This is a genomic window from Selenomonas oralis (assembly GCF_051603425.1).
GTDB classification, from domain to species: Bacteria; Bacillota; Negativicutes; order Selenomonadales; family Selenomonadaceae; genus Selenomonas; species Selenomonas sputigena_A.
Window position 1 is genome coordinate 379,447 of record NZ_CP194411.1, and the last position, 22,872, is coordinate 402,318.

Consider the following 22,872-nt stretch of genomic DNA (forward strand, 5'->3'; position numbering starts at 1 on the left):
GAGGAACCATCAGCTCATGCCAAAGGCGCGCGCACCCCAATAGACGAGAAGCGAGACAACCCAGGCGACAGCGAAGGTGTAGAAGGCGGCGAAAGCCATCCAGCTCCACTTGCCCGTCTCCTTCTTGATCGTGCCGAGCGAAGTCATGCACGGCGTGTAGAGCTGCGAGAACACCATGAAGGCGAGTGCAGAAGCCGCCGTGAAGGCCGTGCCCATCGTACCTGCAAACTGCGTGGCCGTCTCGGCAGCATCCTCCGCCTCGGTGGAAACATCGCCGACACCGTAGAGAATGCCGAGCGTCGAGACAACGGATTCCTTCGCCATGATGCCCGTGACGACAGCCGCACCGGACTCCCATGTCTCAAAGCCCTGCAAAGCGAAGAGATGGCTCATGCCGCCGCCGATCGAGGCGAGGAAGGACTCGCTCATCTCATCCGTAGCGCCGTCCGCATTGTAGTTCGACAAGAACCAGATGGCCACGCTCATCGCGAAGATAATCGTACCTGCCTTGATCAGGTAACCCTTGCCCTTATCCCACGTTTCGAGGAGCACGGTCTTCATATCCGGCATACGGTACGGCGGCAGTTCGAGGAGGAACGTCGATCCCTGATCCTTGAACGCCGTGACGCCCAAGACCTTCGCCATGATGATGGCGACGACGATGCCGATGATGTACATCGAGAATACGAGATTCGCGGCATGTTCAGGGAAGAACATCGCAGCGAAGAGCGCCATGATCGGCAGCTTCGCCGAGCATGTCAAAAAAGGCGTGATGAGAATCGACGTGAGCCTGTCCTTTTCCGAGTCGAGCGCACGCGCACCCATGATGGCCGGCACGCCGCAGCCGAAGCCGACCATCAGCGGCATGATGCCCTTGCCCGTGAGGCCGACGCGGCGCATGATCGGATCCATGATGAAGGCGACGCGTGCCATGTAGCCCGTGCCGTCGAGGAAGGACAGCATGAAGAAGAGCGTGAAAATGAGCGGCACGAAGTTGATGACGTTGCCGACGCCGGCAACGATGCCGTCAGCAATCAGGGATTCAAGCCATTCGGCAACGCCCGCATCCTCCATAGCTTCCTTGATCCAGTCCGTGAAAGGTCCGCCGATCCAGTCGCCGACGGCATCGGCCAGCGGCTGCCCAATCCAGGTGAACGCGATACAGAACATCAAGTAGAGGATGCCGAGCAGAATCGGCAGTGCGAGGACGCCGTTCGCAAGCACCTTGTCGATCTTCTCCGAAGTCGACATGCCGACGTTCTCGACGACGACGGCCATCTTCATGATTTTGTCGATGAGATCATAACGCAGCTCGATGAGCTTTTCGTCGAGCTCTTCGGCGGAAAGGCCGCTCTTCTTGAGTTCCGTCGCCTTCGCCTTGTGCTCTTCGACCATCGCACTCGGACGATAATTCGACATGACGGTCGTCGTGAAGATTTCGATGAGCTTCTGGATGCTCTTCTTGCTGCGGCCGACCGTCTGCACGACGGGCATGCCGAGGGCTTCCTCAAGCTTCTGGATGTTGATGCGGATGCCCTTCCTCTCCGCCTCGTCCTGCATGTTGAGGTCGATGAGAAGCGGGATGCCCTCTTCGAGGAGCTGCACCGTGAGGAAGAGGTTGCGCTCGATGTTCGACGAGTCGATGACATCGACGGCGAGATCGGGCATCGTCGTCTTGAAGTAGTCGATGACGACCTGCTCCTCTGCCGAGCGCGCATTGATGCTGTAGGTGCCGGGCAGGTCGACGACCGTGATCACGCGATCCTTGTAGTTGACGACGCCCATCTTCTTGTCAACCGTAACGCCCGGCCAGTTGCCGATCTTCTGGCGCATACCGGTCAATTCATTAAAAATTGTAGATTTGCCTGTATTCGGATTGCCCGTCAAGGCTACACTCATTGTACTCATGATTAAGCGTTTGCTCCCTCCCCGATCTGTGTCACCTGGATCTTCTCCGCATCAGCACGGCGAAGTGCAAGATTATAAGAGCGAAGACCGATGGCCATGGGATCTCCCATAGGTGCGGAACGCAGCACCTTGATGCGCGTGCCCGGAATCAGGCCCATCGTCATCAGGCGCTGCTTGAGTTCCGAGTCTCCCACCTTGTCGACGCGAAGAGACATGCCTGTCTTTCCGTCTTTCAAAGTCATTTTCCATACCTCCGTTTATAAAAAATAAAAAATCCTGCCAAGAACGGAGTGAAAATGAACCCCGTTACCAGCAGGATAATGATAACCTATCTCCTGACAGATGTCAAGCGGGCAAAACTCTCCCTGACGATTTATATCAATCACCATGAAACCCCAAGAGGTCAAGCCCGAAGGGCATCGACCACTTGTCCGGGTTTCTGCAGGAGCGGCGCACCACCGTCCTCTCCTGTCTTTTCCCTGAAGTTTCTGTTGCGGAACTTCCCCAAGCGCCCCGGCAGATTCCCCATTACGCTGAATGTTCGGCGAGTACATTCTGCAGAGCCGCCATGCTGGCCGAGTGACAGAAGGCGATCTTCGCGTTGCACTTTTTCGCTTCTTCCTGTGCGTGCATGGCAAGCTGGTGTGACGCCGTGCTCGTAAAGAGGATGATGAGATCGGGCGAGCCGATCTTCCGCCTGAGATCGCGGCACATCTTCGGGAACACTTTCGCCTTGAACCCGCAGCTCTTGCACGCCTCCCGATAACGGCACTCCATGCATTCGTTCCCTCCGAGAATCACCACGCTGCTCATAACCATTCCCCTTTCCATTTTGAAAACCACTATCATTGATGTGCTTATCATACACGAATTGAGAATAGTTGTCAAGTCTATAAAAAAGCACGCCGCTAACTTTTGTCTTGCCTTACATTTGCAATTTGCGTACCATGCTTTTTGCCCGGCCGAATATAAAGATCCTTACAGCAAACCAAGGAACAACAACAGGGATACCGCCCATTCATCTGCGGTATCCCTGTTGTTACCATGAACCCCCAAGAGGTCAAGCCCGAAGGGCGCAGACCGATTGGCTAGGTTTCTGCAAGACGTCAGGACATATACAGCATCGTGCTGCACAGATGTCCCGAAAGTTTATTCACCGTTCATTCACCGTTCAGCCGGCCTGCTTTATCGGGCGTTTCTTGCCGCCTGAGAGGATGCGTGCGCTGTTCAGGACGACGGCGAGCGTCGCCGTGTTGTGTATGACAGCCGCCCAGAGCGGGCTGATCATGCCCAAGGCGCCCATGAGCATGGCTCCCGAGTTGACGAGGATCGTGGCGCGGAAATTCTGATGGATCAGTCCCATCGTGCGCTTGCCGAGACGCAGAGCGTCGACGAGGCCTTCGGGATCTTCCGAGCGAATCGTCACTGCCGACGACTCGGCGGCGATGTCCGTCTGGCGGCCGCCGAGCGTCACACCGACGTCGGCAAAAGCAAGCGCCGGCGCGTCGTTGATGCCGTCGCCGACCATCATGACCCTGCCGCCGCGCTCCTTGAGCTTCATGACGTAGTTCGCCTTGTCTTCAGGCAAGACTTCGGCATGGTAGGAGTCGATGTCCATCTGACGCGCCACATGATCGGCGACCTTTTCCGAGTCGCCCGTGAGCATCACGATCTCGTCGACGCCGTAACGGCGCATCTGGTTCAGCGTCTTCTTCATCTTCGGACGCACGGGATCGGTAATGCCGATGATGCCCATGAGCAAGCCGTTCCGCGCGATGTAGAGGAGGTTTTCCGTCGTGTCCTCGACGACGAGCTCGCCCGCGCCCTGTACGCCGCGCTCCTTCATGAACTTGTAGCTGCCGACGATCACGTCGCCGCCCTTGAAGCCGTCGAAATCAGGCACAACCGCCTGCATGCCGCGTGCGACAATCGTCTTCGACGAGCGGTGCTGCGGCACTTCCCAGTTGTTGTCCTTGACGTACTTCTGAATGGCGACAGCCAACGGATGCACGGAGTGCATCTCCGCCGATGCCGCCAGAAGGATCATCTCTTTTTCCGTCACGCCCTCCGCCGTCTTGATGGAGGAGATCTGCGGGATGCCGACCGTGATCGTGCCCGTCTTGTCGAGGACGACGGTATCGGTATTGGCGAGCGCTTCCATATAGTTGCCGCCCTTGACGAGGATGCCCTTCTTCGCCGCCGCCGCAATCGAGGCGGAAATCGCCGTCGCTGTCGAGAGCTTCAAGCCGCACGAGAAGTCGATAAACAGGAGGTTCAGCACCCTCTGCCAATCGCGCGTCGCGCCGTAGACAATCGCTGCGCCGAGGAAGGAGATCGGCACGAGCATGTTCGCCATGTCGTCGGCGAAATTCTGCACGGGGGCACGTCTCGACTGCGCCTCTTCGACGAGGTGGACGATGTGCGCAAGCGACGTGTCCTTGCCCGTCTTCTCGACCTCGATGACGATCTCACCGACCTCGATGACAGAGCCTGCGTAGACAGGCGACTTCTTGCGCTTCATCGCAGGATTCGACTCGCCCGTGATCGAAGCCTGGTTCACAGACGCCTTGCCGCTGACGACGCGGCCGTCGACGCAGATCATCTCACCCGAATGTGCCGCGATACGGTCGCCGACCTGCACGGACTCGACCGCGACCTTGCGCTCCACACCGCCGTCAATGAGCCAAACAAAGCGCTGGTTCATGTTCAGAAGGCCGGAAATCTGCTTCTTCGCACGCTCCGCAGCGTAGGCGGTCAGCATCTCGGCGCCGTTCGACAGCGTCAGAAGCGTGAGGCTCGATTCGGGCTTGCCGGCGAGCACAGAGGCGATGACCGCCGTACTCGTCAGCGTGTCGGCGTTCGGGCGGCGCTCTTTCACCATGCCCACGACGCCGTTCTTGAGAAAGTTGCGCGCGATGGCCAAGACGAGGAGGCTGCGGAACACCTTCATTCCAGCAAAGGCTTCAGGTGCAAGCTTTTCGAGCGCCTTCATGCCCGCGAAGCTCACGAGCGAGAAGATCGCCTCACGCCGATAGCCCGCCATATCAAGCTCGGGATCGCTCGGTGTGCACTCTTCTTCCATGCGCTTGACGAGCCGACGCACGAGTGCGAGCGGCAAGTCTTCCTTGTACCAGACCGTCAGCGTCTTGTCACCGACCGAAGCGGCGACGACGCCCTTTATGCTTCGAAGCTGTGCACCCAAAATGGCACGCTTATCCTGAGCAAGATCCACCGATAGGCGGAGCGAGCACGTCCCATACGTCATATCATCTTCCATCCTTTCAAGATCGAGAATGCCCACCAAAGCATCTGCGGACCCGACGGCCGCTGCTCATAGAGCAGGATCTTGCGCAAACCGCGCACGATGAAGCCGAGGGCAAAAACCGACGGGAAATCGAGCCAGCCGCGCGTCTTCTCGCGCAGCCATGCATTCGCCGCACCTGCTGTGCGGCGGATGCTTACACCGAGTTCAGCGAGCGGCTGCGTGAAGCCTGCCGCAGGAAGCAAAGTGGAAAGCCCCTGCGGCAGATTAAAACCCACATGCTCCGCCGCACCAAAGACGCGCTTGCCGAGATCCGCCATCAGGCGGTCGACAGCTTCCTCAGCGCCCGTATAGCAGACAAGCAGGCTGCCCGTGACGCTCGATGCCTTGACGGAATCGACGAAGGCGATGCGGCCGAGGTTCTTCTCCAGAAGCTTTGCCAGCTCCTCATTTCCCTGCAAAGCCGCTGCGTAGTAGCGCCTGCGCCCGGGCACGGCACTCTTCAGCGCGAAAGCCGGCAGCGCCGGTGCAGACACAGCCACAGAGCCGGATGCGCCCTGCTCCATGCCTTTGCCGCGCCCCCTGCCCGCGCCTTGACCAAACATGCTGCCGAGGCCGCTTCCCATGCCCGTCGGCATCATGCCAAAGAGTCCGCTCATGCCGGAACTTCTGCCCATGCCGCCCCGCCCCATGCCGGCCGCCATGCCAAAAAGACCGCTCATACCCGCGCTCCTGCCCATGCCCATGCCGCCGCCCATGCCTGCAGAAGCACCGCCCGAAAGCATGCTGCCGAGGCCTTGGATAAGGGCCGTGCCGATCATCAAACCAGACATATAAGACATAAAGATTTAACTCCTCCCCTGTGCCATCTGCACATGATGCTTCACATACGTTTCAATCTGTGAAAGCTCTTCGTTCTCAGCAAAAAGTTCCGGCTCGTAAGTGATGAGCACGGAGCCGGTGAACGTACTGCACGCCACCTTATCCACCTCAGGACAAGCGGCGAAATACGTCTCGATCTGCTCTTTCAGCTCCTCGTTTTCGACGAGTGAGCGGCTGTAAAGGCGCATCCTGCCCGGCATATAAGCGGCGGGGCGCATCGAGCCGATGAGCGCGCCGAGCTTCGTCGGCGGCAGCGGCAGCTTCTGAAGCCCCTCTCCGACCTTCTTTATTACACCTTGCTTGAGACAACTGCCGAGCGGCGCCGCCGCAAGATCTTTCGCGAGCTTCTTGCGATACTGCCAAGCGTGGACAAGCGAGAGCGCCGCCCACGCCGTGCCGCAGACGATATGCAGGCGCTTTGCCGGAACAAAGAGCGTCACGACCGTGCCTGCGGCAGCCACCGCCAGCGGCAGGCCCAAGGAAATCTTCGCCATAGCGTCCTCCCTTCATGCAATTCATTATCAACATCAAAACAGCAAAAGGGCTGCGCACGCAATATGCCATGACGATACGAGCATTTGCCTGTCGCAGCCCCTCTTATGTTTCCCTTACTGGTTCGCGCCGGCTTCCTGCGCAGCGATGAGATCCTCAAGCTCTTCCTTCTGGCGCTGAAGCTCAGCAAGCGGCACCTGCGCCGCAGGAGCACCCTGCTGGATCGCCATCATCTGCTGCTCGCGCTCCTGCATGAAGCGGTAGCCAAAAACGCCCGCGACAGCACCGACAGCAAGACCAATCCAGAAATCGCTCTTAGAGAAAATCGTACCCATGATATTCATCCTCCTAAATTTTCATGAAGATATTGTTGAGAAAAGTTATTGAATCATCAATCCTTCCTCAATCTCAACTTCTTTTATTATCATACGCGATTATCCTATTTTTTGTCAAGATTATTCAGGCAGCGAACCTTTCTCAATTAAAGGACAAGAAGCGCATAAATGCCTGCTTATTGTCCTGCGGCGACGTGGTCGGCCGGCCAAGATCGGCACGAGAACCAATGGCGCAGCGCACTTCGATAAAGTGCGGTTTCGTCCCTCCCCGAGGAACGGCAAGAGCCGCAGCCAAGCCTTCCCGATCGGTGACGCACACCGCACTCCCATAGCCAAGAGCAGACGCCAATGCCGGAAAATCAATCCCTCCGGCCGCTGTCGGCATACCGCCGACACTTTCATGAGCCTCGTTGTTCAGCAAGATATGCATGAAATTTTCTGCCCCCAGCGAGGCGACAACAGCAGCCGCCCCCATGTGCATGAGAAAGGCGCCATCCCCGTCCAGGCACCAAATGCGCCGCTTGCTTTGCTGACAGGCAATGCCAAGCGCAATGGAAGAACTATGCCCCATCGAGCCAATGGTCAGGAAATCGCGTTCGTGTCCCTCGCCCCGCTCTTCCCGAAGCTCAAAAAGTTCGCGGCTCACCTTGCCCGTCGTCGAGATGAAAGCATCACTCTCCTCCGACGTTTCGAGAAGCGTACGAATCGCATCCTCGCGGCGCAGCTCATAGCCGTTCTTGTATGCAATCTTCGTATCGTGGAGAAGTGCGCCCTTCCTTACGACAAAGGCGACCGAGCGCCCCGCCTGCAGCACGGGGCGAAAACGCGCCATCGCCGCTTCCATTTCTTCGCTCGTCGTCTCTTTCGAAAGCACAAAATGCTCGACCTGCATGAGATCGAGCAGTGGGAGCGTCACCTCGCCCTGCCGGGCGTGCTGCGGTTCGTCCTTCACTCCCGGCTCGCCGCGCCAGCCGATGACGAAGATCAGCGGAATGCCATACGCCTTTTCATGCAGGAGCGAAGCGAGCGCATTGACGATATTGCCCTCGCCGCTGTTCTGCAAGTAGACGAGCGGCACGCGTCCTGTCGCAAGATGATAGCCAGCTGCTGCTCCCGCCGCCGTTCCCTCATTCGCTGCTATGACATGATGCCGGCCATCTATGCCATAACGCTCCATCAAGCAGTCGCACAAGGCGCGAAGCTGTGAATCGGGCACGCCGACAAAGAAATCCGCTCCCGTCTTGCGCAGAAAAACTTCCGCATCCATCAAAAGCCCTCCGTTTCCGGCCGCCTTCACTTGCGGCGATAGAAAAAAACATGGTAGACAAACGGTGCATTCCAGTAGCCCTCCAGATCAAAGGTGTGGAAAAAGATATCCAACCCATGCTTTGCCGCGAAACGCTCGAAAAAGGCTTTCTCGAAAAAGATTTTGCCCAACCCTTCGTAGTGCTCATCATAATCCGGCTCGATCTCTCTGCGATACCGCAAAAATGCTTCCTTCTTTTCTGCATCATGCACGTCGAGCAAGACGATGCTGCCGCGTGTCTTTTCAAGCATCCTTTCCAGAACGATCTCCGCATAGGCCTCATCGGAAAAATACGAAAAGACACTGTTTGCAAATACGCCGTCGTATTTTTCTTCCAGCGGCATATCCTTTGCCTCGACACAAGCACTCTCCCGCAATTCTCCTTCGGTGAATATGTCATGCAAAATAGAAACCATCTTTTCCGAATAGTCGATGCCGCCGACAGAAAAGCCATCCAGGCGAAACAGCCAGAGATTTGCACCTGCACCGCAGCCGACCTCGAAGACACTGCCGCCTGCAGGCAGTCGAAGCGCCGCCTTCGTTTCCTCGTATTGCTTCAAAAGCGACGCATACGGTATGCCGCCCCCCGTCACATCAAAGCCGTTGATGCGTTTGAGTTCCAAGAGCATTGACCGCTTGTCCGCGCGGTCGATGCCCGCGAGCCGCGAACCCCTCTTGTTCCAAATTTTTTTCCAAGAATTCATATCTTTCCAATCTTTCTCAGCCGCTTCTTCTATTTTCCCGACAGCACTATGCCCGTCGCCTGCAGAGCCTCTCCCAGCACGCGAAAAAACGCCTCGATATCCGTCTCGTCGATTGCACCGAGCGCACAGAGACGGAACGTCCCCTTCGCCTGCATCTTGCCCGGGTAGATCGTGAAGCCCCGCGCATAGCAATAATCGTGCACGCGGTCAAAGTCCCAATGTTCATCTTCCGGATACAGCACGGAAACGACAAGCCCCGATTGAATCTCCCGACGAATCGCTTCCTTCAACCCCAGAGCCGCAAGCCCGCGATGAATCGCCTGCGCCACCCGCGCATGACGCGCCGCCTTCGCCGCCTCGCCCTCGGCAAAGTATTCGGCGAGGGCCTGCTTTGCCGCATAGATCGTCTGCACGGGCGGCGTGAACCGCATCTGCCCCGTCTTTTTGAAGTCGATGTACTGCTGATAAAGATTGCAGTAGTAGGAGCGTACGGGATTGCGCATCGACGCCTCGATGAGCGAGGTGCGGCCAATGACGAACGAAAGCCCCGTCATCGCCTGCAGTCCTTTCTGTGCCGACGCCATGCAGAAGTCAATGTTCTCCTCTTCCATAGAAAAGGGCAACATCGCGTACGTCGACGTCGTGTCGACAACGAAAATCGCGCCGTGCGCATGGGCAAGCGCGCCGATTTCGCGGATGGGATTCAGGACGCCCGTGCCCGTCTCATGGTGCGTCGCATAGACGAGCGCAATGTCGGGATCGTCCGCGAGTTCGCGTTCAATCCTCTTAAGATCGGGGACATCGTCAACCCATGCCTGAAGATCAATCGCAGGGAGTCCGTATGCACAGCAAATATCGACGGCGCGTGTCGAGTATGCACCATTATTGACGACAAGCACCTTTTTATCCTCGGGCAGGAGCGAGTTCAGGCACACGTCCATATTGAGCGTGCCTGAACCGCAGAAGAGCACGCACGAAAACTCCTTCTCATCGGCATGGACAATCTGCAAGAGTCCCTGCGCGACCTCACGCATGACGTCGCCGAATTCTTCCTCGCGCGGGCAGATATCCGGCACAACCTGCGCCATCTTTACAGAATCCGTCGTCGTCGCCGGCCCCGGATTCAAGAGAATATTTCTCTTCATCGTCCAATCCCTCCATAAAAAAATACTCTGTTCAGTATATCATAAGGAAAAAAAAAGAAAAAGACCGCCGACATGGCAGTCTTTTTCAAACGGTTCCCGGCCGGGGCACGCACAGTCCGCTTCCCCTCTCAATGCGGTCGCCCCTTGCCGGTGGCTTTCGCGGCGAGATAGGCTTTTCGCATTTCCTGCTTTTTCTTCATGTCACGGATGAAGGCGCGCGCGTTTTCGAGATCCTCTTCATTGGGATGCTGCGCAGCCCGCTTCCAGCGCTCCTGCGCTTTCTTTCCCGCATGGGGATCGTCGTCGGCGACGCCCGTTTCCTTCATGCGTTTTTCGATGAGCGCCGGGTTGATCTTGCCCTGGCAGCCAAAGGTGCCGACAATGCGGCAGCCTTCACCGAGCGCATATCCCGCGCGGGCGAAGGCCGTGACGGCGTGCTCGCTGCCCGGTTCCGTACCGTGCGTCTCAAAAAACAGAACCGCCTTGCCCGTGACCTTCGGCAAAAAGGCAAGCATCTGCGCGTCCGGCGCACCGAGGCGCAGCCAGTAGCCGAGCGCTACGACCTCATAGCCCGAAAGATCTGCCGGCGCATCCTTCAAGGCAAAGATATCCGCTCCGGCTTCCTCCGCCATGGCTTCCGCCACCATTTTCGTGTTTCCTGTCACGGACGAATAGATCACGCACCATTTTTCCATAAAAAAAGACCCCCTCCTGTTTTTTGCCCAGTCGCAAAGGACTATACCACAAAAAACGGGAGGAGGCTGTAACAAATGCTACACAAATCCCTCGCCTTTCACACTTCCCCGCAGGGGGAAAGAGCCTTCAGCCGGCAGAGGGAACATCGCGCAAAGTTTTTTCAGCGGCCCCTTCTGGCGCTAAAGCAGTCGCGGCAGTATACCGGACGATCATCCTTCGGCTCAAACGGAACTTCCGTCTCCTTGCCGCACTCGGCGCAAATCACTTTGAACATCGGGCGGTCGCCGCTGTCGCCGTCATGGCTGCGGCGTCTCTTGCCGCGGCAGTCACGGCAGCGAACCGGATCATTCTCGAACCCCTTTTCCTTGTAAAACTCCTGCTCTCCTGCGGTGAACGTGAACTCCTTGCCGCAATCCTTGCAAACCAATGTCCTGTCTTCAAACTCCATGAATAAATATCTCCTTCTGGGTATTATAGTTGAGCCTCACCTATGAGGCTGCCTGCGCCGACGATTTCTGAAACCTGCGCTTGCCATCCTATTCTATCAGCTTGTCGGCAAAAGTGCAACTGAAATTATTCTTCCATTTCCTAGAAGCTATTATTTTGCCGTTATTCATAATCATTCTCTCGTTTTTCTTCGCCGCGCAAGATGGCTCGAGCCACTTCTTCCAGCGGCAGCCGCTCCTCCATGCTGCGGCGCTGTATGCGGCGAAAGGCTTCCGCCTCCTTGAGCCGGCAGCGGTCCATGAGCACGCCCTTGGCGCGGTCAAGAAGTTTGCGGTTCTCCAGGGCGGTTTTGAGCTCTGCAAGCTCCGCCTCCATCTGCCTGCGCTCCCTGGTGCGGGCGCAGGCAATCTCGATGGCCGGAAAGAGCTGCTCTTCCTCGACGGGTTTCACGAGGTAGGCGCTGACCCCCGCCGCGTTCGCACGCTCCACTGTGCGGTCGTCGGAAAAGGCGGTCAGCAGGATGACGGGCGCGAGCTTCTCGCGCGTGATGATGCGCGCCGCCGCAATACCATCGATCTCCGGCATCTTCACGTCGAGCAGCACGCAGGCGGGATGCAGGCGGCGCGCAAGGGCGATGGCTTCGCGTCCGTCGGACGCTTCCCCCGCGACCTCGTGCCCCGCCTCCTCAAGCATCTCGCGCAAGTCCATGCGGATCAGCGGCTCATCATCGGCAATGACGAAGCTCAGCTTCTCTTTTCTCATCATGCACCCTCCCATGGGATGTCCAGAGCAATCTGCGTGCCCTGCGGCGGCAGACCCGCCATTGCGGCATCGTCCGCCGCACCCTCGGCCTGCCCTCCCCTGATGCGCACGATGCCGCCAAGCTCACCCTCGACGATGGTCCTGACGATGGCCAGCCCCAGCGTGCGGCTTTTTTCAAGGGAAAAATCTGTGGGCAGGCCGCAGCCGTCATCAAAAAAGACAAGCCGCGCACACCGCTCCGCCGCGCTCGTCCGAAGGCCGATGCGGCCGCGCTCCCGCCCGGCAAAACCATGCGTCAGGGAGTTTGAAAAAATCTCGTTCATCACGAGCGCGAGGTTCGCGGCACGCGAGGCGGGAAGGATCAGCCCGGCTCCCTGAATCTCCCGGTTCAGGGAAAAGCCTGCCGGCAGCATATTTGCGGCAAGGAAGGCGAGCACTCTTTTCGCCGTCGCATGCACGTCGACTTCCTGTACCGCACTTTTCGAGAGAAACTCGTGCGCCCCTGCCATCGCGAGGATCCGCCCTACGCTCTCCTGCAGGGCGGCGCGCACTTCGTCCGATGCGCTCCTTCTCGCCTGCATGCGCAGGAGGCTCGCGATGGTCTGAAGATTGTTCTTCACACGATGGTGGATTTCCTGGATGACGGCCGACTGCACGCGAAGCTCGCGCTCCTTCTCGCGCAGCTCCGTCACATCCTGCAGGAGGCGGATGCGCCGCAGCTGCGCGCCCCCCTCTGTGAGCGTCACATCGCGCACGAGGAGCGTGCGCCCGCCCGCCTCGAGCTCCTTCTCCTGCGGCTCGCCTGCGCGCACGCTTTCGCGCGTGATCTGGGCGCAGAGACGGCGGTCGAAGAGCTGCACGCCGACGAGGCTGCCGACGCCGAGCACGCGATAGAGATGAAGCGCCGCCGCATTGGCAAAGACGATGCGATTGAAGCGGTCGGCGATGAGAATCGCCGTGCCGGGCGCGAGCGGCGGAAAAAAGCCCTCGGTCTGTGCTTTCTTCGCCTGCCGTACGACATCCTGTGCCGTTTCGATGAGATGGACGAGCGCCGTTTCCGTCCGCCCTTCGCTGTCGATCACGAGCGCGACCGCAGCGACGGCGGCCGCACCGTCCGTGACGGCGAAGGCGAACATTTCAAGGCTCTCGCCGAAGCCGATTTCGCGCCTGCCCCTTTGCAGGCCGCCCTTTTGCAGAGCCGCACGCACGAGAGGCTCTTCGGCGCACGCGACGGATGTCCCCGCGCGAGGAAACTCCGCCGCATTCGGAAAAGCGGCGGTCTGCGGCAGGAGGCTCGCGGCGATGAAGAAGCGCCCCTTCTCCAGCGCGGGCAAGTAGAGCGTCAGCTGCGCACCGAGAATGTCGGCGCAGAAGGGGAGTGCACGGCCAACGCGGCGCAGGAGCTCCGCCTGCATCGCCGTCAAAGGCGAATGCTCCCTCGCCGTGGCTGCGAGTTTTGCAGCGGTATACGCATCCTTCATGCCCCTGCCACATCCACGAGGGAAAGCCCCGGCACAGCGTTCAGGGAACGATCGGCATAGCCGCCGGCTTTCGCCTGATAGTAGGCGCGGCAGCCGATCATCGCCGCATTGTCCGTGCAGAGACGCAGTCCCGGATAGTGGAATTCAATGCCATTTTTCTGCGCCGCCTCGCGCAGCCGTCCCTCGAGCGAGCTGTTCGCTGCGACGCCGCCTGCCAGAACAAGCGTCTTGAGACCTGTTTCCTGCATGGCCGCAAGCGATTTCTGCACGAGCGTTTCCACGACGGCGCTTTGGAAGGAGGCCGCAACATCCGCTTTATCGATCTCGATCTTCTTGAGCTTCATCGAATTCAAGTAATTCAAGACTGCAGATTTCAGCCCGCTGAAACTGAATTCGTAATTGCCTTTTTCCTCCAGCGCCCGCGGGAAATCAATCGCTTCCGGATTTCCCTGCGCCGCCAGGCGGTCGATCTCGGGGCCGCCCGGATACGGCAGGCCGAGCACGCGCGCCACCTTGTCGAAGGCCTCGCCTGCCGCGTCATCGCGCGTCTGCCCCATCAGCTTGAAATGATTGTATCCTTTGACATGGACGAGCGCCGTATGGCCGCCCGAAGCGACGAGCGCCATAAAAGGCGGCTCAAGCTTGGGCGAGCTTAAAAAATTTGCAAAAATATGCCCTTCCAAATGGTTCACGCCGATGAGCGGCACGCCCAGGGAAAAAGCCAGCCCCTTCGCCGCCGCGACGCCGACGAGAAGAGCGCCGACAAGCCCCGGCCCATAGGTGACGGCGACCTGCCCAATCTCCGCTTTTGTCACCCCCGCCGTCTGCAGGGCTTCCTCGATGACGGGCAGGATCTGCACGATATGGCAGCGCGAGGCGATCTCGGGCACGACGCCGCCGTATTTTTGATGCACAGGAATCTGCGTCGCTATGATGTTCGACAAAACCTCGCGCCCGCCGCGCAGAACGGCAGCCGACGTCTCGTCGCAGCTCGTCTCGACAGCAAGCGTCAAGATCTCCTTATCCATGCGCCTCATCTCCTTTTCCGTCCGTCCCGCCGAGCGCAGCAAGCGTCGCTTCGATGTCCGTGTTCCAAAGAATTTCCGCATCCTCGTCGTTGTCCGTATAGTAATGCGGCCGCCTGCCGACGCTCCGAAAGCCAAACTTCTTGTAGAGCGCAAGCGCCGCCTCGTTCGACGGCCGCACCTCAAGCGTCATGCTTCGCACGCCGCGTCCGTGAGAAATCTTCATGAGCCCAAGGAGAAGCGCCCGGGCGATGCCGCGCCGACGCCTCTCGGGCGCGACGGCAACGTTCGTGATGTGCCCCTCCCCGCCAAGGAGCCAAACGCCGACGTAGCCGATGACCTCTCCGTCATCGAGCGCCAGCAAATAGTACGCCGCTTCCTGCGACGCCTCTTCCCAGAAGGACTCGCGCGACCACGGCATGGAGAAGCACGCACGCTCCACCTCTTCCACGGCGGCAGCATCCGAAGGCACCATGCGGCGAAATGTCAGCATGGCGCACCCGCCTTTCCTTCCTCCATGCCATGGCGTTTTTCCCAGAGCACTTCCGCTTCCGAACGGCGAATGTAAAACGGCTCGAGCGTCATCAGCTCATCGGCCTCGCCTGCCGCAAGCCGCGCCAGACCGAGCCATGCGACATGCGACGCGCGAGCCGTCAGCAGATGCGCCGGCGCCAGCAGGACATGCGGCGGCAGATCGCCGAGCCGCGCGCGCTTCTTCGCTGCAAGCTCGCCTGCCAAAAGGACGGGCCGCCCCCTCGACGCCGCTTTCGCGACCGCCTCCTTGAGCGGTGCGACATGAACCGCCTCGACTTCCTCAAGCGCCCCTTCCTTCCATTCATAAAGAGCCGCATAGGCATTGCCTTTCTGCGCATCCATCAGTGCGAGCGTATAGGCTCCCGGCACAGGAAAAGAGAGCGCCAGCGCCTGAAGCGTCGGAACGCCCACGAGCGGAATGCCCAACCCGTAAGCCATCGCCTTCGCCGTCGCCAATCCGATGCGCAGCCCCGTGAAGGAGCCCGGGCCAATGCTCACGGCAATGCCCTCCAATGCCTCCTTTGCGACACCTGCAAAGGAAATCGCCCCCTCGATATGCGAGAGCAGCGTCTCCGAATGCGTATGCCCCGCCTCGACCGTAACCTCCGCCTCCAGGCAGCCCTCACGCGCCACGGCAACGCTCGAAACGGAGCTTGCCGTATCAATCGCCAGAATCGACAACGTTCTTCATCTCCTCATAAACATCCCGCAGACCTTCACCCACAAGAGAAAAGCGCAGGAGGCGCCTCTGCTCTTCCCGCAGATCCTCTCCCGCGGCATCCGCCCGCTCGATCGCCAGACGCACATAATCCTCCGGCATTTCCTCCGGAAACCTGTCCGGCCACTCGATGAGAACGACCCCGCGGTCATCCTCGGCATACTCATAAAATCCGATGTCATAAAGCTCCTCCGCGCGTCCAAGGCGATAGAGGTCAAAATGCGTGATGGGCAATTTTCCTTCATAATAATTCATCAAATTGAACGTCGGGCTCGTGACCTCGCCCCGAAAGCCAAGCCCTCTTGCCAGGCCCTGCACAAAAAGCGTCTTGCCCGCTCCGAGGTCGCCCACAAGGGCCAGCACCGTGCCCGGCCGGCAGGCCGCCGCCATACGTTCCGCCAAGCGCGATGTCTCCCCGGGCGAGGAGGATTCTACTGTAAACATACGATACACCTCCGTCGGATTTTCTCCTCAGCCTATCATACCACAACCCCCATTCTTTTTGCACGGGCACAGTTATTGATTTCCAATTTCAATAATAATTATCCATTAGTATTTATTTTAAAAAAGTATGTAAAGCGGAGAGAAAATGAGATATATTGATATAATCGATGATAACCTCTGAATTTCCTCATTTTTGCCTGTTTTCATTTTGGGACGACCCGCCTATAATAAAGCCATAGCAAGCGACAAGCGAGAAACGCCAAGAGGCGAAAACATCTCCACTGCAAGCTTGCCTGACAGAGAATAATCCATCATCACCATACAGGAGGAATGTATCATGAAAAAGTTTGTTTGCACGGTTTGCGGTTATGTTCACGAGGGCGACCAGGCTCCGGCAGAGTGTCCGATCTGTCATGCACCTGCCTCGAAGTTCATCGAGCAGACGGGCGATATGCAGTATGCCGACGAGCACCATGTCGGCGTCGCCAAAGGCGCGGATGAAAGGGTCATCGAGGGTCTGCGCATGAACTTCACGGGCGAGTGCTCGGAGGTCGGCATGTATCTCGCGATGAGCCGCCAGGCAGACCGCGAAGGCTATCCGGAAATCGCCGAGGCTTTCAAGCGCTACGCTTTCGAGGAAGCCGAGCATGCAGCGAAGTTCGCGGAGCTTCTCGGTGAAGTCCTGACGACCAGCACGAAGGAGAACCTCAAGATGCGCGTTGACGCCGAGCACGGCGCATGTGCAGGCAAGAAGGAGCTCGCTACGCTCGCGAAGCAGCTGAACCTCGACGCCATCCACGACACCGTGCACGAGATGTGCAAGGACGAGGCGCGTCATGGCCGCGGCTTCAAGGGTCTCTTCGACCGCTACTTCGGCAGCAAGTAATCGATTCTTTCCCTCGGGGCGGGGATCTTGAACCGTCCCGAGAAAACTTCCCCATATAACCTTCTCAAACCCCATAACCACTAATTTCTAACGGGAGCGGAGGATTCCCCATCCCCTTCTCCCAACACGTCAGGGAAAGCTTCCCTGACAAACTTCCCCCAAAAGAGGCCCTTTCCCCAAGGGTCTCTTTTATTATGCACCGAATCAGTAGCAGAGATTTTTGAAAGAATGTGCAGTTCTTATGTCATAATGCAAGATCCGTCAATCTATCCCAGACAGTGATCTAACATTAAGAACTCTGTCTGATTTACTGGCTTTTTTGCTTTATGATAAAATACATGCGAGTTATTTATTTCCATTGGCCATTGTTTCTTGACTTCTTTGCCATACTGCTTCCTCCTGGGAAGCAGCCGCCACAAAAGGATGTGAAGCGAATGAACACACCCCGCGCGCGCCAACAGCTGTGCGCCCTCCTATTCATCATCGTCAGCCTCCTCGCACTTATCGGCCCATCCGCCGACGCCGCTGTGCCGCCTAGACCTGCGCAGCGCGAATACGTCGTCGATGCGGCGGGCATGGTCCGTCCGGGAGATGCCGAACGGATCCGGCAAATCGGCACGGAGCTGCGCGAAAAAACGAAAGCGGAGCTCGTCGTCGTGACCGTTGACACCTTGGACGGCACGGACATCGAATCGTACGCAAACGAACTCTTCCGCAGCTGGGGCATCGGCGACGCGAAGCAAAACAATGGCGTCCTTCTGCTCATCGCCAAGGAGGACCGCCAGTTCCGCATCGAGGTCGGCTACGGCCTTGAGGGAAAGATCACGGACGGCTATGCGGGCAGCGTGCTCGACGCGATGAAGGACGAGTTTCGAAAGGAAAACTACTCCCCCGCTATTCTCGGTGCGTATATAAATCTCGCACAAAGGGCCTGCGAGGAATACGGCGTGGGTCTGCAGAGCCTCGGAGCCGCGCTCGGCATACCGGCAAGGCCCGCCAACCTAGGCTATGTGGTCGACCTGGCGGAACTCCTTACATCCGAGGATACAGCACAGATTGAGCGGATGGGCGGCGATCTCAGCGATGTGACGGGAGTGCAGGCCATCATCGTTACTGTACCGACGCTCAAAAAGGTGCAGGCGAAGCAATATGCCGAGCAGCTTTTTGCTGATTGGCAGCTCAAGGATGCGGCCGGAGGAAAAAGCATCCTGCTCTTTATCGCCAAGGAGGAAAGAGACGTCCTCTTCGTCTTCGGTCCCGCCGTATCGGACGCGGAGAAAGGCGACGGAGGGCAGTACGTCATCAATCGCATAACTTCCTCTTTCCCCTATGGCAAAGAGGATCTTTCCGAGGCAATCGTCAAGGGTTATGCTCTGCTCGGAGAAGATCTGTGCAAAGCAAACGGAGCCACGGTTCCGAAATCAATTGAAGAGGGCGGCAGCGAGCCCTTCTACGTCTATATACTCGGAGGCCTCGTCGCGATTCTGCTCATCGGACTGCTCATCAGAGTCTTCTATTGCGGACTCGGCATAGTCTTGCTTCCTTGGTATGCGTTTGCGGCTCTCGTAAGTCTCCTTACCCTCGGCAAAATCAACCTGCCGGGACATGATTACTTGAAAAACATAGCGCCCGCCGGCGGACGCTATGATGACGACGATGACGATCGCTACGGAGGAGGTCCCGGCGGCGCTTCCGGCAGCGGAGGCGGCGGCTACGGCGGCGGCTCTTCCGGCGGCGGCGGCGCATCGGGCGGCTGGTAGAATGCAGAGAGGATGTAAAAAAATGAACTACGCCAAACAACTGCGTGCGCTCTTTGCGCTTCTCCTTGCGATCGCGGCAATCTTCGCTTGCGGCAGTCCGGCTGCGGATGCCGCAAGCGAGCTGCTGCCCAAGCCTGCGCAGAGGGAATATGTTGTCGACACAGCAGGCATCGTCTCAGCAGAGGATCGCGCACAGATCGAGAAGATCGGCGAAGAACTGCGCGAAAAGACGAAGGCGGAAATCGTCGTCGTGACCGTCGCCACCTTGGGCGATGCAGACATCGAATCGTATGCGAACAAACTCTTCCGCAGCTGGGGCATCGGCGACGCGAAGCAAAGCAACGGCGTCCTCCTGCTCATCGCCAAGGACGACCGCAAGTTCCGCATCGAAGTCGGCTACGGACTTGAAGGCGAAATCACAGACGGCAGGTCAGGCGAAATCCTCGACAAGATGAAGCCGTACTTCCGCGATGAAAAGTACTCCGAAGGCGTGCTCAATGCCTATCAAAAACTCGCCGCCTACACCTACCGCGCCGCAGGAGTCGCACCGGGCGCTGATGTGAGCGAGACGCTTGAAGAAGCGTCCACGAATGAAGAAGAGGAGCCGAGCATCCTGATGAATGTCCTCATCTTCTTCCTCGCCATCGTCGGCATGATCCTGCTCGGCGTCATCCTGAACTGGCTTCTCGGCATCCTCAACCAAGCGCTCGGCCCTGACAGCGGCGGCTCCTCGCGCAGAAACAGAGATTTTTCCAACGACAGAAGAAACAGCAGCAGCAGAAGCAGCGGCGGCGGTTCCTCCCGCGGCGGCTACGGCGGCGGCTCTTCCGGCGGCGGCGGCGCATCGGGCGGCTGGTAAACTACACGCACAAACGTCCACTTTGTGGACATTGTGCGCCGCCCTTACAGAAGCCTACCCAATCGGTCTGCACCTTCGGCTTGACCTCTTGGGGCTTCATGGTAAACTACACGCACAAACGTCCACTTTGTGGACATTGTGCGCCGCCCTTACAGAAGCCTACCCAATCAGTCTGCGCCTTCGGCTTGACCTCTTGGGGCTTCATGGTAAACTACACGCACAAACGTCCACTTTGTGGACATTGTGCGCCGCCCTTACAGAAGCCTACCCAATCAGTCTGCGCCTTCGGCTTGACCTCTTGGGGCTTCATGGTAAACTACACGCACAAACGTCCACTTCGTGGACATTGTGCGCCGCCCTTACAGAAGCCTACCCAATCGGTCTGCACCTTCGGCTTGACCTCTTGGGGCTTCACGCTAAACCATTCTATATTTGCTCAATCATTCGATCGGCAGAAACAGAAAGGAGTTTTCAACATGAACAAAGGACTGATCGCGCTCGGCGCCATCATCGTCGTCATTATCTTCATCCTCGGCGGAGCCATCTCCCTCTACAACGGACTGAAAGAGGCGGAGATCAGCGTCGACGCATCGTACGGACAGGTCGAGAACCAAATGCAGCGGCGCAGCGACCTCATCCCGAACCTCGTGAACACGGTCAAGGGATATGACGTACATGAAAAGACCGTCATTGAGGAGGTTGTCAATGCACGCGCCAAACTCGCAGGCGCGCAGGGCGTCGAGCAGATGGATGCGGCGAACGCCGAACTCACAGGCGCGCTCGGCCGCCTCTTCGCCATCGCCGAGGCCTATCCCGACCTCAAGGCAAACACGCAGTACCTCGAACTCATGCGCGAGCTTTCCGGCTCGGAAAATCGCATCGCCGTCGCACGCCGCGACTACAACGAGGCAGTGCGCCAGTACAACATGAGCATCTCAACCTTCCCAGGCGTATTCTTCGCCGGCTTCATGGGGATGACGAAGAAGCCCCAATTCCAAGCGAAAGAAGGCGCAGATACCGTCCCTGAAGTGAAGTTCTAATCGGCGTCCATTTAAATGAAAGGATGAAGATGATGCTGCAAAAGCCTGCCATGAAGTCCCAAGAGGTCAAGCCGAAGGCGCAGGCCGATTGGCTAGGCTTCTGTAAGGGCGTGAGGACATATGTACAGCGCGCCTCCTTGATGAAGATGGCGCAGAAAACGGGCGCGAAGCAACTCATGCCGCTTCGCGTGGCGGCTGAACATATGTCCTCAAAGCTTGCCATGAAAATCGCGTCAGCGGCGCTTGCCGCTTTTGCACTCGCATCAGCTGTTGTCTCTGCGATGCCCGCTTCTGAGGAGGCACAGATCCAAGCGATTGCCGATGCTCAAAATCTCTGGAAGGACGAATTCGTCGCCCTCCGGGACAAGGGACAACTACCGCAGCCCTATCTGCTGAATATGACCCCTGAACAAACGCGCTTTGCCGTCACCGACCTCGACGGCAACGGGCGGCTTGAGCTGCTCTTCCGCCACGCTGCCGTGCCGACGGGGGATAAGGGCGCCATCCCTCGCCCCTTCCACTACATTCCCACGGCAGTCGGCATGGCTGTCTACGAAATCGATGCGGACGGGCGCCTCCAGCGGCTTCCTGAGGAGGAAAACGGCTATGGCTGTCCCGATCTCAAGAATTTGGACGTGCTCCATGCAGTCCGAAAAGACGGCACACGCTGGTACAACATCTGCACACGGACGCACATCGAATCCGTCTACGGTTACTTTTCCTATATCGACTCCTATCAGCAGATTGCTATCGTCAACGGCAAAGTAAAAGTTAAAAATCTCGCTGAAAAAAGCGGCCACTACAACGTCTTTGACTGGGATCGAGTCGAGGAAGTTCCAACCTCCGCCAGTATTTTCGACGGCGACCCCGCTCACAGAGAGATGCGCCCCGAGGATTTCGAGCGGACGAATTTTTATCGTGACTTCCATCGAACATATGACACATCCGGCCAGCTGCACATGATGAGCTGCGGCCAACTCCTCGAAGATCCCCGCGCAACGCTCAACCAATCATGGTTTCTCTGGCTTCACCATGATGCCGTGGAGGGATGAACTCAGCAAAAAGCTTTCCTGCACAAAAGCCCCCGCGCCTTTCGGCGCGGGGGCTTTTGTGCAATTGGCGACAACCTTGCAGCAGCGTTATCTGAGCAGCAATCCTCTTAACTGCGTTATCAGGAGCGGCAACTCTTCAAAAACGACTTCTGCAATGATATTCCAATTCGTTCCATCATACTCATGCACAAGACGGTGTCGCAAGCCAGCAATCATCGCCCATGGAATTTCATCATGCTCCATTTTGTACTCTGCAGACAAATTATAACTATGCTCACCCATATTGTATAACGGCGTTGCAACAAGCCACTGCAACGGCAGCTGCATCAGCAATGCTTCTTTTTCAATATGATTTTCCAAGATATATTCCTGCAGACGAACGGCATAATCATAAATCTTCTGAACCCTTTGCCGGTCTGAATACTTCATGCCACAAGAACCTTTTCTTTCATAATCCTCTTATAGAATTCGCTGTCCGGGTTGACTTCCCCTATTTCAAAAACATCCACCTTTTTCTTCAGCGCCTCTCGCAAATCTTCCGCCAAAGCGAAAATCATCGTTCGCTTAAACATTTCTCCGCCGAAAACGAGAAAATCCAAATCACTGTTTTCGTCCGCTTCTCCTCTCGCATACGAGCCAAATAAGTAAATCTCTTTCACGCGATATTTATCAGCAAGCGGTTTTACCGTCGCAACGATCTGCTCCATAGCAAGCCGTACGCATGAACGTCCACTTCGTGGATATTGTGCGCCATCCTTACGGAAGTCTGGCCCATCCGTCTGCGCCTTTGACTTGACTTCTTGTGGTTTCATGGCAAATACAGGCTTCTGCATCGCGATCCCTCCCATTTTTTATTATATCACATCAGAGTGCACGCACAAAAGCCCCCGCGCCTTTCGGCGCGGGGGCTTTGCATTTCATGGTGGCGGCACAGAGATTCGAACTCCGGACACTGCGGGTATGAACCGCATGCTCTAGCCAACTGAGCTATGCCGCCAATGGTGGGCAGGGATGGATTCGAACCATCGTAATCCGAAGATGACAGATTTACAGTCTGTTCCCTTTAACCACTCGGGCACCTACCCATGAATGCCTCATCTCGAAGCATTGTTATTATAGCGGCTTTTTCCTGCA

25 protein-coding genes and 2 tRNA genes are annotated in these 22,872 nt (G+C 57.7%); 5 read left to right on the plus strand and 22 right to left on the minus strand.

All coding sequences use genetic code 11. The features are described from left to right. Window positions 1-9: 9 nt before the first annotated feature. From feoB to tsaE, 18 genes are all read right to left on the minus strand, one after another. Window positions 10-1,908 (minus strand): ferrous iron transport protein B, encoded by a 1,899-nt coding sequence (feoB, locus tag ACRTGH_RS01890; RefSeq protein ID WP_368847163.1) that lies wholly within the window; start codon window positions 1,906-1,908, stop codon window positions 10-12. Window positions 1,909-1,910: 2 nt separating this feature from the next. After that, window positions 1,911-2,150 (minus strand): FeoA family protein, encoded by a 240-nt coding sequence (locus ACRTGH_RS01895; protein ID WP_368847162.1) that lies wholly within the window; start codon window positions 2,148-2,150, stop codon window positions 1,911-1,913. A 286-nt stretch (window positions 2,151-2,436) separates the two neighbouring features. Continuing rightward, window positions 2,437-2,721: a DUF2325 domain-containing protein gene (locus ACRTGH_RS01900; RefSeq protein ID WP_037369648.1), complete on the minus strand. Its 285-nt coding sequence runs from the start codon at window positions 2,719-2,721 to the stop codon at window positions 2,437-2,439. A gap of 358 nt (window positions 2,722-3,079) precedes the next feature. Then, a complete protein-coding gene (locus ACRTGH_RS01905) occupies window positions 3,080-5,173 on the minus strand; it encodes a heavy metal translocating P-type ATPase (protein ID WP_368847161.1) in 2,094 nt (697 codons plus the stop codon). Further along, on the minus strand, window positions 5,170-6,012 hold the full coding sequence (locus tag ACRTGH_RS01910; protein WP_368847160.1) for an HMA2 domain-containing protein: 843 nt from the start codon (window positions 6,010-6,012) through the stop codon (window positions 5,170-5,172). The genes ACRTGH_RS01905 and ACRTGH_RS01910 overlap by 4 nt, the downstream gene beginning before the upstream one ends. A gap of 6 nt (window positions 6,013-6,018) precedes the next feature. Then, window positions 6,019-6,546, minus strand: coding sequence for an HMA2 domain-containing protein (locus tag ACRTGH_RS01915; RefSeq protein ID WP_368847159.1), 528 nt, complete (start codon window positions 6,544-6,546; stop codon window positions 6,019-6,021). A gap of 114 nt (window positions 6,547-6,660) precedes the next feature. Beyond that, entirely contained in the window at window positions 6,661-6,870 is a 210-nt protein-coding gene (locus tag ACRTGH_RS01920; RefSeq protein ID WP_037367891.1) for a 50S ribosomal protein L9, read from the minus strand. A gap of 151 nt (window positions 6,871-7,021) precedes the next feature. Continuing rightward, window positions 7,022-8,146 (minus strand): phosphonopyruvate decarboxylase, encoded by a 1,125-nt coding sequence (gene aepY, locus ACRTGH_RS01925; protein ID WP_368847158.1) that lies wholly within the window; start codon window positions 8,144-8,146, stop codon window positions 7,022-7,024. Between the two features lie 26 nt (window positions 8,147-8,172). Then, the gene (locus tag ACRTGH_RS01930; RefSeq protein ID WP_368847157.1) at window positions 8,173-8,889 is read right to left on the minus strand and encodes a class I SAM-dependent methyltransferase; all 717 of its coding nucleotides are present in this window, start codon (window positions 8,887-8,889) and stop codon (window positions 8,173-8,175) included. Between the two features lie 29 nt (window positions 8,890-8,918). After that, a complete protein-coding gene (locus ACRTGH_RS01935; protein ID WP_368847156.1) occupies window positions 8,919-10,034 on the minus strand; it encodes a 2-aminoethylphosphonate aminotransferase in 1,116 nt (371 codons plus the stop codon). A 128-nt stretch (window positions 10,035-10,162) separates the two neighbouring features. Then, window positions 10,163-10,729 (minus strand): flavodoxin family protein, encoded by a 567-nt coding sequence (locus ACRTGH_RS01940; RefSeq protein ID WP_368847155.1) that lies wholly within the window; start codon window positions 10,727-10,729, stop codon window positions 10,163-10,165. Window positions 10,730-10,890: 161 nt separating this feature from the next. Further along, the gene (locus ACRTGH_RS01945) at window positions 10,891-11,178 is read right to left on the minus strand and encodes a zinc-ribbon domain containing protein (protein ID WP_368847154.1); all 288 of its coding nucleotides are present in this window, start codon (window positions 11,176-11,178) and stop codon (window positions 10,891-10,893) included. A gap of 161 nt (window positions 11,179-11,339) precedes the next feature. Continuing rightward, on the minus strand, window positions 11,340-11,939 hold the full coding sequence (locus ACRTGH_RS01950; RefSeq protein WP_368847153.1) for an ANTAR domain-containing response regulator: 600 nt from the start codon (window positions 11,937-11,939) through the stop codon (window positions 11,340-11,342). Then, entirely contained in the window at window positions 11,939-13,420 is a 1,482-nt protein-coding gene (locus ACRTGH_RS01955) for a sensor histidine kinase (protein ID WP_368847152.1), read from the minus strand. Before ACRTGH_RS01955 ends, ACRTGH_RS01950 begins: the two co-directional genes overlap by 1 nt. Then, window positions 13,417-14,448: a tRNA (adenosine(37)-N6)-threonylcarbamoyltransferase complex transferase subunit TsaD gene (tsaD, locus tag ACRTGH_RS01960; RefSeq protein ID WP_368847151.1), complete on the minus strand. Its 1,032-nt coding sequence runs from the start codon at window positions 14,446-14,448 to the stop codon at window positions 13,417-13,419. Before tsaD ends, ACRTGH_RS01955 begins: the two co-directional genes overlap by 4 nt. Beyond that, entirely contained in the window at window positions 14,441-14,938 is a 498-nt protein-coding gene (gene rimI / locus ACRTGH_RS01965) for a ribosomal protein S18-alanine N-acetyltransferase (RefSeq protein ID WP_368847150.1), read from the minus strand. Before rimI ends, tsaD begins: the two co-directional genes overlap by 8 nt. Beyond that, entirely contained in the window at window positions 14,932-15,660 is a 729-nt protein-coding gene (tsaB, locus tag ACRTGH_RS01970) for a tRNA (adenosine(37)-N6)-threonylcarbamoyltransferase complex dimerization subunit type 1 TsaB (protein ID WP_368847149.1), read from the minus strand. The genes rimI and tsaB overlap by 7 nt, the downstream gene beginning before the upstream one ends. Continuing rightward, on the minus strand, window positions 15,641-16,141 hold the full coding sequence (gene tsaE, locus ACRTGH_RS01975; protein WP_368847148.1) for a tRNA (adenosine(37)-N6)-threonylcarbamoyltransferase complex ATPase subunit type 1 TsaE: 501 nt from the start codon (window positions 16,139-16,141) through the stop codon (window positions 15,641-15,643). The genes tsaB and tsaE overlap by 20 nt, the downstream gene beginning before the upstream one ends. Window positions 16,142-16,478: 337 nt before the next feature. Between tsaE and ACRTGH_RS01980 the strand changes: the two genes are divergently transcribed. The 5 genes from ACRTGH_RS01980 (at window position 16,479) to ACRTGH_RS02000 (ending at window position 21,738) form a co-directional block, all read left to right on the plus strand. After that, a complete protein-coding gene (locus tag ACRTGH_RS01980; RefSeq protein ID WP_368847147.1) occupies window positions 16,479-17,027 on the plus strand; it encodes an NADH peroxidase in 549 nt (182 codons plus the stop codon). 434 nt (window positions 17,028-17,461) lie between these two features. Then, a complete protein-coding gene (locus ACRTGH_RS01985; protein WP_368847146.1) occupies window positions 17,462-18,787 on the plus strand; it encodes a TPM domain-containing protein in 1,326 nt (441 codons plus the stop codon). 22 nt (window positions 18,788-18,809) lie between these two features. Next, complete coding sequence (locus tag ACRTGH_RS01990) at window positions 18,810-19,646, plus strand: TPM domain-containing protein (protein ID WP_438474549.1); 837 nt, start codon at window positions 18,810-18,812, stop codon at window positions 19,644-19,646. Between the two features lie 476 nt (window positions 19,647-20,122). Continuing rightward, on the plus strand, window positions 20,123-20,686 hold the full coding sequence (locus ACRTGH_RS01995) for a LemA family protein (RefSeq protein WP_368847133.1): 564 nt from the start codon (window positions 20,123-20,125) through the stop codon (window positions 20,684-20,686). A gap of 32 nt (window positions 20,687-20,718) precedes the next feature. Next, a complete protein-coding gene (locus tag ACRTGH_RS02000; RefSeq protein WP_368847132.1) occupies window positions 20,719-21,738 on the plus strand; it encodes a hypothetical protein in 1,020 nt (339 codons plus the stop codon). A gap of 87 nt (window positions 21,739-21,825) precedes the next feature. On the opposite strand, the gene ACRTGH_RS02005 is transcribed toward ACRTGH_RS02000, so the two are convergent. The 4 genes from ACRTGH_RS02005 to ACRTGH_RS02020 all read right to left on the minus strand — a co-directional run bounded on the left by ACRTGH_RS02005 (window position 21,826) and on the right by ACRTGH_RS02020 (window position 22,823). Next, on the minus strand, window positions 21,826-22,167 hold the full coding sequence (locus ACRTGH_RS02005) for a HepT-like ribonuclease domain-containing protein (protein ID WP_368847131.1): 342 nt from the start codon (window positions 22,165-22,167) through the stop codon (window positions 21,826-21,828). Further along, window positions 22,164-22,571, minus strand: coding sequence for a nucleotidyltransferase family protein (locus tag ACRTGH_RS02010; protein ID WP_368847130.1), 408 nt, complete (start codon window positions 22,569-22,571; stop codon window positions 22,164-22,166). Before ACRTGH_RS02010 ends, ACRTGH_RS02005 begins: the two co-directional genes overlap by 4 nt. A gap of 87 nt (window positions 22,572-22,658) precedes the next feature. After that, window positions 22,659-22,735, minus strand: a tRNA-Met gene (locus ACRTGH_RS02015). Window positions 22,736-22,737: 2 nt separating this feature from the next. Then, window positions 22,738-22,823: transfer RNA gene (locus ACRTGH_RS02020), tRNA-Tyr, on the minus strand. Between the last annotated feature and the right edge of the window lie 49 nt (window positions 22,824-22,872).